Raw genomic sequence first — 10372 nt, forward strand, 5'->3', positions numbered from 1 at the left:
AGACTAAGTGTTTGGAGGTAGTAACATGGAAAAGCACATCGTTGTCATTGGAGCAGGAGTAGCAGGGCTCTCTGCAGCCTCCTACCTTGCAAGAAACGGCTACCGCGTTACTGTTGTGGAAAAGCACAGCCTGCCTGGCGGCCTCTGCACCTCCTGGAAACGAGGTGGCTATACCATCGACTACTGCATCCATTGGCTGATGGGATCACGCGAAGGAACTCCATTTTATTCTCTGTGGCAGGAACTGGGGGCCTTCACCAATGCCGATGGTTCTCCGGTTGAAATTGTAAACTTCGACCAATTCACCACCATAGGTCTTTCCAACGGGGACTCATTGTGTCTATCGAGCAACCTTGAACAGCTGAAGGAGTCGCTGCTGGCCCTCGCTCCGGAGGATGCAAAACAAATTAAAAAGTTCCATCGGAGCCTCAAGCGCTTGGCAGGGTCTTTCTCCGGCAACCCCTTCGCTTCCTTGGTACAGTTCGCTACCATGATGGGCCATCTTGTACCGGTGGAAGAGTATGCCAAGCGCTTTACCAATCCAAGGCTGCGCGAGATTTTCCTCTCCTCCCTGCCACCCGACTGGAGCCTCATTGCCCTCACCCTCGGCCTCTCCCAACAGCCGTACAAGAGCGCAGGTTATCCAATCGGAGGGTCCTTGAACTTTGCTCTGAACATCGCCCGCAAAGCTTCTTCTCTTGGTGTCTCCTTCCGGTATAACAGCCCGGTGGAAAAGGTATTGGTTTCAGAAGGAAAGGCAGTAGGCGTACAGCTTTCGGATGGCCGGATTGTTGATGCCGACTATGTGGTCAGCGCTGCAGACGGGTATACCACGCTCTACGCAATGCTATCGGGACTGTATCTCTGCCCTGCATACAAGAAAGCGTATGAACAGTATCCACTATTCCCTTCTACCGTCATGGTGGCCTTAGGCATCAAGAAAGATCTTCGGCAGTTTGTTCATTCCTCATCTCCCTACTTTGAAGAGCCCCTTGTTCTCTGCGATGGGACGTCGCACAACAATTTCAGCCTGAATGTCTACGCCTTTGACCCCACCCTCGCACCTGAGGGCTGTACCTTGGTGACAGTCCTGATCAACACATGGGAGTGGGAGGCATGGGAGAAGCTTGCCTCTGATCATCGTCAGGAGTATGAAGAGGAGAAGAAGAGAATAGCAGGCGAGGTGGTCATGCGGTTGGAAGCTTTATTTGGACCACTGGAAGGCTTGATCGACATGGTCGATGTCTCAACACCCCACTCGGTCATCCGCTACACCGGAAACTGGAAAGGCAGCTTCGAGGGCTTCGCCCCGACCAAGGCAACCCTCTCTGCACGCCTGCCCAAGACGCTGGAAGGCCTGTCCCGTTTTGCCATGATCGGGCAGTGGACGGCCCCCGGCGGGGGGCTTCCCGCCGCGGCAAAGGATGGACGGGACATAGCACGAATGATCTGCAAGCAGGATGGAAAGCACTTTAGCGGTAAGGGTTGACCTCGCTCTTCTTCAGCACATTCTTTTCGGCAAAGCCAAGGGCTGAAAGAGCCTTCATCGTCCTGTCCAGCTGATAAGCCGGAACCCAACGCACGGTAAGGCGTACCGCCTGGGAGTCGGCAAGCTGCTCGGCGTAGGGCTTGAGCCCTGCATTGAGCAGCCTGTCGTACTGGGCATAGGCGGTAAGCAGGGAGGAGTAGGCCCCCACTTGGATCTGGTACCAGCCGGTGTCTCCGGCGCGATTGTATTTTGACTCGGGAACCTCCGGCTCGAAGATCAGGGTCAGGTCGACCGATGCGATGCCGCTTGTGAGCATGTCGATCTGCTTGGCCGCAGCCGGGGTGAGGTCGATGATCCTTCCATCGACATAGGGTCCGCGATCGTTGATGCGAACATCCACACTCTTGCCGTTGGCAAGGTTTGTCACCCTGACGATCGTGCCGAACTTCAGGCTCTTGTGTGCTGCCGACATGGCATTGGCGTCGAAAATCTCACCATTGGCAGTCAAGCTCTCACTCTTGTCGGTGGTGTACCAAGAGGCAATCCCTTTCTCAATGACCGAACCCGGCTGAAGCGGCTCATCCGCCGCAGTCAGGGCGAACGAGGCGATAAGAAGTACTGCAAGCAATGCTGTCAATCGTTTCATACTCAAGAGTATAAGCTCTCGGTCTTTGTTTTGGCAACCAGCAGTTGAACTGATGAATATGATTCACTATAATCGACGTTTATGAGCGAACAGAACGTATCTACACATTGGGCGGATATATACGCCGACAAGATCATTCGTGAGAAAGGGGACAAGGATGTCTATACCTGCGCCTCAGGCATTACCCCTTCCGGCACAGTCCATATTGGAAACTTCCGGGAGATCATCTCGGTCGAGCTGGTGGTGAGGGCCCTGAGGGCCAAAGGCAAACAGGTCCGCTTCATCTACAGCTGGGACGATTACGATGTGTTCCGCAAGGTTCCCAAGAACATGCCCCAGCCCGAGCTGCTGGCAACCTATCTGCGCAAACCCATCACCCTGGTTCCCGATACCACCGGCAGGGCGGAGAACTACGCACGTGCCAACGAGCTGGATGTCGAGCAAATCCTTCCCACCGTCGGTGTAGAGCCCGAGTACCTCTACCAGGCCCAGCGGTATCGCGCAAGCATGTATGCCCAGGGCATGAGAACCGCCCTTGAGAAGAGAGAAGAGATCAGGGCGATCCTGAACGAGTTCCGAACCGAACCCCTTGAGGCCGACTGGTGGCCGATTTCCGTCTTCTCATCCTTCACCGACAAGGATACCACCACCATCCTCGACTGGGACGGCGAGTGGAATGTGACCTATCGTGACGACGAGACCGGCCAGACGGAAACCATCGATCTTCGCACTACCCCCTATGCAAAGCTTCCTTGGAGAATCGACTGGCCCATGCGTTGGGCCTATGAAGGCGTAGACTTCGAGCCGGCAGGCAAGGACCACCACAGTGAAGGCGGCAGCTTCGATACCTCCAAGAAGGTCGTGACGGTTTTCGGCGGCCAGCCTCCGGTATCGTTCCAGTACGACTTCATCAGCATCAAGGGCAGGGGAGGCAAGATCTCTTCCTCAAGCGGCGAGGTCATCTCCCTCTACGATGTGCTGGAAGTCTATACTCCCGAGATCACCCGCTTCATGTTCGCCGGCACCCGGCCGAACACGGAGTTCTCCATCTCCTTCGACCTCGACGTGTTGAAAATCTACGAAGACTACGATACCTGCGAGCGCATCTACTTCGGCCTGCAGGAAGTCAACGAGAAGCGCAGGGAGAAGGAGAGAAGAATCTACGAGCTGAGCCAGGTCGGGAAAATCCCCTCCGAAGCCTCCTACCAGATTCCCTTCCGCCACCTGTGCAACCTGCTTCAGCTGCATGAAGGGGATATCGAGCGTGCCATCTCCACCCTCGGTGAGATGACCGATAGCCAGAAGGAGCGTCTGCGGGTGCGGTGCAAGTGCGCCTGGAACTGGATCACCACCTTCGCCCCCGAGGACTTCAAGTACCGTCTCTGGCATGAGGGAGACCCCTTGGTAGAGCTTGACGAGGTAGAGGCCAAGGCCATCCATGACCTGGTCAAGGTTGTTGAACAGATGGACGAGCTGGAGGATAAGGAGTACACCACACGCCTCTACGATGCTGCAAAGCTCAACGGGCTCGATACAGGGGATTTCTTCAAGCTTGTCTACACCATCCTGATCGGCAAGGACCGCGGCCCGAAGCTCGGGCCCTTCTTGCAGACCTGTGGAAAAGAGAAGGTCCTGGCCATTCTTTCCAACTATTGATTACTGATGTATGGCATACTTGCAGGGAGCTTCGGCTCCCTGTTGTTTGTTTGGAGGTTTCTATGCATGTTTTGATGATCAACGGCAGTCCTCACCAGAAGGGCTGCACCAATCGCGCTCTAGAGGAGATTGCTTCTGTTCTCCAGGAGAAAGGAATTGAGAGCGAAATCCTGTGGATCGGCAAGGAGAGCCTGCACGGCTGCATCGACTGCGGCTACTGCTTCAAGCACGGGGTTTGCGTCTTCAACGACGACAAGGTAAATGAAGCGGCCAAGAAGGCTCTCGCCACTGATGCCCTCATTCTTGGATCTCCGGTCCACTATGCCAGTATTGCAGGGGCCGCAAGCGCCTTCCTGGACAGATTGTTCCGCGTTGTTTCCAAACGCATGTACCTCAAGCCCGGCGCCTCGGTGGTCTCCTGCAGAAGAGGAGGGGCAAGTGCTTCCTTCGACCAGATGAACAAGTACTTTACCATCAGCGGCATGCCGGTGGTCTCTTCAACGTACTGGAACAGTGTACATGGAAACTCTCCCTCCGAGGTTGAACAGGACCTTGAGGGACTGCAGGTCATGCGCAACCTGGGAGCAAACCTTGCCTGGCTGCTGCATTGTATTGAAGCAGGCAGACAAGCAGGTTTGGCCGCTCCCGAAGCTGAACGCCGGTTTGTTACGAATTACATCCGTTAGCGCAGAATCTTGTCCAGGACGACGGAGTTGTTTCTCCACTTGTCCTGGGCTTTCACCCTGAGGTCGAGCCTGAGTTTCTTACCGGGGAAAATCTGGCGGATTTCGGGCTCCGCACCCTTGCGGATCTTGGTGATGTTCGCACCACCCTTGCCGACCACGATACCCTTTTGCGTATCGCGCTCGACGATGATTGCTGCACGCACCCAGATGGTATTGGTCGCTTCGGTGTGCTCTATGTCCTCGATGGTGACATAGATGGCATGGGGAATCTCCTCGGTCACCAGGTTGATGGCCTTCTCACGGATGATTTCGCTGATGCGGAACTCAAGGTTCTGGTCGGTATATGCGTCGGGGGGGTAGAGCAGCTCGCCCTCCGGGGCAAGCTTGAACAGTTCAATCAGTATTTCATCGACTCCCTCGTCCAGCTTGGCCGAAGCTTTCAGCACCGGCCTGCCGGGAAGGTGTTCGGCAAGAAAGGCCTTCGCCGCCTCTTCTTCGCTGTTGCGGATGATGTCTGCCTTGTTGATGACACAGACCACCGGAGTCTTGATCTTGGCAATATGCGAGACCAGGGCGAGCTCTTCCTCGCCGGCGCTGCGCTTTGAGTCGAGGATGTAGAGCACGGCATCGCTCTCCTCAAGACTCTTGAGTGCAGTCTCCTGCAGACGCTTGTTGAGCGTCTTCTCGCTGAGATGGAAACCCGGGGTGTCGGTGAAGATCAACTGCCCGCGGCTGTCGGTATAGATTCCCCTGATGGCATTGCGTGTCGTCTGGGGTGTAGATGCGGTGATGGAGACTTTCATCTCACAGATGGTATTGAGCAGGGTGCTTTTGCCTGCTGATGGTCGGCCGATGATGGCAACCGTGGCACATTTCATGGGTGTGGCTCCTTACGGTAAGTATCGGGAATTTATCTTGTCTTGTATAGAGACTCATCGAAGCCTCTGAAGCGAAGTCGGCAAGCCTGCTTCTTAGGGTAAAGAAGGTATATGTCGAATTAGCTGTTTTGGTTGCAATAATTCCGATTAATGCAGTTATTTGTTGAGAATGGATCATATATGCGTTATCTTTCTAGTATTAGAGCTATTATTAGACGTAAAAACGTTTAAAAGGTGGAAATATGATACTCGAGTATTCAGTTAAAAACTACACCGTCTTCAAGGAGACCGCACGGTTGAGCTTCGTTGCGTCCAATTATGACAAAACTACGCTCGAGCTTGAGAATGTCGAGCATGTACCACAGAAGAGACTTCGCATACTGCGAGCCGCGGTTGTGCATGGGGCAAATGCTTCTGGTAAAACCAAGCTGTTCGAGTCTCTGGCATTTTTTCGGAAATTTGTGCTTGATTCATCCAAGGAGAGCCAGATCGGTGAAGACATCCCTACCAAACCCTTCCTGCTTTGTGAAGAAACCAAGAACGAACCAAGCGAGTTCGAAATCATCTTCTTTCAAAACCAGGCGATTTTTCGGTATGGATTTGAAGTCACTCGCAAGCAAGTTCTTTCCGAATGGTTGTTCTACAAGAGCGAGGGAAGGGAGCATCAGATTTTCTACCGTGATACAATCGACCATACCCTGCAAACGCATGCAAAGTATTTCAAGAAAGGAAACCTTCTCCGGTCAGAAAACTTGGTGCGGGACAATGCGCTCATGCTTTCTGTGGCAGCGCAGTTCAATGATGCGATCTGCAGTTCTGTTGTCCAGTGGTTCCAACACGGTGTAACAGTCCTTTCCGGCCTCGGCGAATATGATTATGCATGGTATGTGGCGAAGGTGAAAGAGCAGCCGGTATTCCACCAAAAGATGATGAGCCTGATGAAAATGGCAGACCTTGCAATACTGGATATCCATATGAAGGTTCCTGTACAGGCTAAAGCAACAGACGCCCAGGACATGGCTGCTTTTGCGTGTGAGACCGAACACTATGTGTATGATGCGAACGAGAGCATTGTTGGAAGGATTGAGTTCTCCATGGATGAGGATGAATCACATGGCACACGAAGGTTTTTCTCCCTTGCCGGCCACATACTCGATGCCCTGGACCAAGGCAAAGCGCTTTTCATAGATGAGTTTGATGCCCGATTGCATCCAAACCTCGTGCTTGCACTGGTATCGTTATTCAACGATCCGTCTATAAATACCAAAGGAGCCCAATTGGTTGCCACGATCCAGAATACAATCGTTCTTCAATCCGATCGATTGAGGAAAGATCAAATATGGTTTGTGGAAAAGAATGCATGCGAAGCTTCTCATCTGTATGCACTTTCCGAATTCAAGTCGGTTCAAGTCAGAAAAAGCGAGAATTTTGAAACGAATTACCTGCAAGGCAAATATGGGGCGGTTCCCTATATTCAACTATTCAAACATTGCAGTGACGTTGCTTCAGAACAGGGGAAACCGTGGCCTCAAGGGAAGTAGAGAAAAATCGCAGGCAAAAGAGCCGAAATCTTTCTCGGAAAAAGCCCACAAGAGCTATGCTTCCAACTTTTCTTATTGTGTGCGAGGGAAAGAAAACCGAACCATCCTATTTCAATGCATTGAAGTTAAAGACAGCAACCATCGAAGTGGTTGGGCAGGGATGCAACACCCTTTCTTTGGTCAGGAGGGCTCAGCAGCTGGTGACATCCAAGGCATTTGATGAAGTCTGGTGTGTTTTTGACAAGGATGATTTTCCCGATCAGGATTTCAACCAAGCAATAGTACTCGCTTCAGCAAAAGGTTTCCGTGTTGCCTATTCCAATCAGGCGTTTGAATATTGGTTGCTACTTCATTTCAATGACCATCAGGGAGGCGCATTGCATCGCAATCACTATGCAGATCTAAATCAATAGAGCGATACAACCTCTGGGAGCGTGGTATGATGCAACCGGCAGCAAGGTAATTACTCCAGAATTCTTTCACTTGCTTTTTGGCTATGACGCCAAGTATAGGAAACGTAGGGTAGACCTTGCCATTGAACGTGCAAAGCGTATCTATGACCGATATCCCCACCAATCCCCTGCAGAGGAGGAGTCTTCCACCACTGTACATGTTTTGCTCGATCGCTTGCTTGCCTTGAGCCGACCATGCAACGCGTGAGACGGGAAGTAAGTAGTTGCAATGTATAGAGACTCATCAAAGCCTCTGAAGCGAAGGAAGGAAGCAAGCCTGCTTCTTTGCTATAGAATCTGGCTTGGTTGGTGCCGATGTGCTCTTTCGAAAGCAGGGCAAGCGGTATGGGTCCTGGGAGTTTGTATAACCAGCATTGGCTTGAGAAATAATTCGATGCAGGTATAGACATGTTTAAACCTGAAAAAGGTACAAAATGTATAGAAAATGGTATTCGAATTGACAATAGGGGATATGTGTATGACTGGCGCGTTCTTTTAACCGCCCAGTTGTGCCTTAAAATCCATTGCGTAAGCAATCCTGAATCGCTATTGTCATGCCGAGGCTATGATACTTTGTGATGAACGGTCGGGTTTTGCCTATGCATCTCAAAGCCATCTCCCTTTTCAAGGCCGCCCTTATCCCGTATACTTGGGTTGACTTTTGTCCTAAACCATACACAAGGGGCGTCCCATGCCGCAACAAGAAGAAGAGAAGAAGCCTGCCGTGCAGGATCCGCAGATGCAAGAGAAGCTCTTGAAGACCAGAAGCATCCTCCTTTCCGGGGAGATCAACAAGGAAAGTGCAGAGGCTGTGATCAAGCAGCTCTTGGTACTCGAAGGCGAGAGCAACGAACCGATCAAGATTTTCATCAACAGCCCCGGCGGCGATGTCGATGCCGGCTATGCCATCTACGACATGGCCCGTTTCATTAGCGTACCCGTGACCATGATCGGCATGGGCCTGGTTGCCAGCGCCGCCTCCTTGGTGCTGTTGGCCGTCCCCGCCGAGCGACGCATCGCACTTCCCAACTCCACCTACCTGATCCATCAACCGATGAGTGGGATGCGCGGTGTAGCAACCGATATTGAGATTCATGCACTGCATCTGGAGAAGCTGCGTCTCAAGCTCGACGCCCTGATCGCTGCAGAAACCGGCAAGAGTGCCGAAGAAGTCAGATTGGACACCGAACGCGACCACTGGCTCTCGGCCGAAGAGGCCAAGACCTATGGGTTGGTGAGCAGGATTGTCTCTTCCAGGAGTGAGCTGTAACTGGCCATGGGCAAGACAAAATACCTCAGCGAGGCAGAGAAACGAGTCGGCAGGAAGCATATGTACCGCCAGGAGCTGTACAACGGTGTCGCCTACAGCCTGCTCGGTGATACCATCGTGTATCTCTTGGCTATCTACTTCGGTGCCGGTAACATAGCCTTGGGCTATATCTCGTCAGCCAGCTATATAGCCGGCATCATCCTTCCTTTTGTTCCTCAAATGTTCCACGGCCGCAACCAGATCAAGGTGCAATCCTTGGTTTGGTTGTTGCGCGGCGTGGTGTGTCTGGGCTACCTGGGCCTGTATGCGGTTTCCGGCGACCTTGCAGTCCTGTTGTTGCTGGTGGTCTATACGCTGTTCAATGTCTTCCGCATGATCGGCATCGCACTGAACGACTCGACGCTGAAGAACATCAGCAGTGTCTCCAACCGGGGCAAGGTCGTGGCCAACGTCAATGCCGCCTACCAGAGCTCATCGATTGTGGTGCGCTGCCTCACCGCCCTGGTGTTGGGCGTCCAGCGTTTCGGCGGTCTGGCCGGCCTGATTGGACTGCAGATGGTGGGAGTGTTTGTTAACTTCTTTGCTAGCCGGGAAATGTCCCTTATTCCATCACGCAGCACGATTGTTTTCAAGAAGGGCAGGACGGTCATGGTCCTCTTCAAGGAGGCAATGGCCCAGCAAATGTTCCGCCGTCGCCTGATCCTGCGCTGGCTTTCAACGGCAGTCGCCGTAATTTTCGGCCTCACTACACCGTTTCTGCGCATTGAGCTGGGGCTTTCCAACTCGTTGGTCGTGGTATACTCGGTGGTCCTCGGCGTGTCGGTCATGGCAGCCAGCTATGTCAGCAAGCAGTTTTCCGACAGGCTCGGATCGCGCCCGCTGGTGTTTTTCTCAAGCCTCTTCTCGCTCTTCTTTTTCATGGCCTGGGTGCTGATCACCAAGAACGTCAATCCCATCTGGTTCTTCGTCCTGGGTTTTTTCACCAACTTCTTTGTTGCATTGATCAGCCTTCTGACCTTCCGCTTGGTCGCCCAGGTCATGCCGGATGATGAAACGGTTGCATTCAACTCGATGGTCAACTTTGTCATTGCCATCATCGCTTTCTTTGTAGGAATCTTCAGCGGTTTTTTGGCCGATAAAGGCGAAATCGCCCGAAACCTGTTTGTCTTCGATGGAAAGGCCGCAGGCAACGGCTACACCCTGGTCTTTCTCTTTGCCATCGCCCTGACCATGATCGAAGCCTTGGTGGCAAGCAGACTGCAGGAAGTGGGTGCCTACTCCTCCCAGGAGGCTGCGCAAGTAATATTTTCGATGCACGGCATCCGGGCTGTCTCCATGATCGAGAAGCTTGAGCACACCAGCGACCCGGCAAAGCGCCGGTTTTTGATGCTCAGCCTTGGGGAGAACTTCAACAACCTTGCCACCAGCGAGCTGCGCCAGATCCTGGCCAGCCCGTTCTCGCCTGATAAATTGGAGGCGGTGCGCACCCTTGCCGACCGGCCCAGGAAATCGCTGTTGGATGATTTGATCAAGGTGGCAAGAGACGACGACTCCTATGTTCAGCTTGACGCCATCGCCGCCCTCGGCTCCTACCGCAAGGAGGAGAAGGCAAAGGATGCGCTCGTACAGTTGATGCTTCACGGTCGATGGTCGTCGGTGCGGTCGATGGCCAGCAAGAGCCTTGCAAGAATCACCGAGAGCACCGAGTACCTGAATTTGGTCAATGAGCTCAGCCACTCGGCAAAACACATCGA

At 53.0% G+C, this 10372-nt stretch carries 9 protein-coding genes; 7 read left to right on the forward strand and 2 right to left on the reverse strand.

Annotation, left to right across the window (positions count from 1 at the left end):
- The first annotated feature begins 25 nt into the window (after positions 1-25).
- Positions 26-1489: a phytoene desaturase family protein gene (locus B3F49_RS10925; protein WP_293911015.1), complete on the forward strand. Its 1464-nt coding sequence runs from the start codon at positions 26-28 to the stop codon at positions 1487-1489.
- On the opposite strand, the gene B3F49_RS10930 is transcribed toward B3F49_RS10925, so the two are convergent.
- Positions 1473-2135, reverse strand: a complete 663-nt coding sequence (locus tag B3F49_RS10930; protein WP_293891516.1) for a septal ring lytic transglycosylase RlpA family protein — start codon at positions 2133-2135, stop codon at positions 1473-1475. The two genes, B3F49_RS10925 and B3F49_RS10930, sit on opposite strands and share 17 nt — an antisense overlap.
- 81 nt (positions 2136-2216) lie before the next feature.
- Here B3F49_RS10930 and lysS point away from each other — a divergent pair, with 81 nt between their 5' ends.
- On the forward strand, positions 2217-3791 hold the full coding sequence (lysS, locus tag B3F49_RS10935) for a lysine--tRNA ligase (RefSeq protein WP_293911017.1): 1575 nt from the start codon (positions 2217-2219) through the stop codon (positions 3789-3791).
- Positions 3792-3853: 62 nt separating this feature from the next.
- Positions 3854-4477 carry a flavodoxin family protein gene (locus B3F49_RS10940; protein WP_293911019.1) on the forward strand — a complete coding sequence of 208 codons (624 nt, stop codon included), beginning with the start codon at positions 3854-3856 and terminating at the stop codon, positions 4475-4477.
- Here B3F49_RS10940 and era read toward each other — a convergent pair.
- The gene (gene era / locus B3F49_RS10945; protein WP_293911021.1) at positions 4474-5355 is read right to left on the reverse strand and encodes a GTPase Era; all 882 of its coding nucleotides are present in this window, start codon (positions 5353-5355) and stop codon (positions 4474-4476) included. The two genes, B3F49_RS10940 and era, sit on opposite strands and share 4 nt — an antisense overlap.
- A 242-nt stretch (positions 5356-5597) precedes the next feature.
- Between era and B3F49_RS10950 the strand changes: the two genes are divergently transcribed.
- The 4 genes from B3F49_RS10950 to B3F49_RS10965 form a co-directional block, all read left to right on the forward strand.
- A complete protein-coding gene (locus B3F49_RS10950) occupies positions 5598-6896 on the forward strand; it encodes an AAA family ATPase (RefSeq protein ID WP_293911023.1) in 1299 nt (432 codons plus the stop codon).
- The gene (locus B3F49_RS10955; RefSeq protein ID WP_293911026.1) at positions 6878-7309 is read left to right on the forward strand and encodes an RloB family protein; all 432 of its coding nucleotides are present in this window, start codon (positions 6878-6880) and stop codon (positions 7307-7309) included. Before B3F49_RS10950 ends, B3F49_RS10955 begins: the two co-directional genes overlap by 19 nt.
- Before the next feature lie 730 nt (positions 7310-8039).
- On the forward strand, positions 8040-8618 hold the full coding sequence (locus tag B3F49_RS10960; protein ID WP_293911028.1) for an ATP-dependent Clp protease proteolytic subunit: 579 nt from the start codon (positions 8040-8042) through the stop codon (positions 8616-8618).
- Between the two features lie 6 nt (positions 8619-8624).
- Positions 8625-10372, forward strand: a 1748-nt coding sequence (locus B3F49_RS10965; RefSeq protein WP_293911031.1) for an MFS transporter, incomplete at its 3' end; no start/stop codon positions are given.

It is taken from the genome of Sphaerochaeta sp. UBA5836, from assembly GCF_002432845.1.
Classification (GTDB): domain Bacteria; phylum Spirochaetota; class Spirochaetia; order Sphaerochaetales; family Sphaerochaetaceae; genus Sphaerochaeta.

Coding starts and splice junctions, on each gene's coding strand:
- B3F49_RS10925 (WP_293911015.1), top strand. CDS start 26: ATGGAAAAGCACATCGTTGTCATTGGAGCAGGAGTAGCAGGGCTCTCT.
- B3F49_RS10930 (WP_293891516.1), bottom strand. CDS start 2,135: ATGAAACGATTGACAGCATTGCTTGCAGTACTTCTTATCGCCTCGTTC.
- lysS (WP_293911017.1), top strand. CDS start 2,217: ATGAGCGAACAGAACGTATCTACACATTGGGCGGATATATACGCCGAC.
- B3F49_RS10940 (WP_293911019.1), top strand. CDS start 3,854: ATGCATGTTTTGATGATCAACGGCAGTCCTCACCAGAAGGGCTGCACC.
- era (WP_293911021.1), bottom strand. CDS start 5,355: ATGAAATGTGCCACGGTTGCCATCATCGGCCGACCATCAGCAGGCAAA.
- B3F49_RS10950 (WP_293911023.1), top strand. CDS start 5,598: ATGATACTCGAGTATTCAGTTAAAAACTACACCGTCTTCAAGGAGACC.
- B3F49_RS10960 (WP_293911028.1), top strand. CDS start 8,040: ATGCCGCAACAAGAAGAAGAGAAGAAGCCTGCCGTGCAGGATCCGCAG.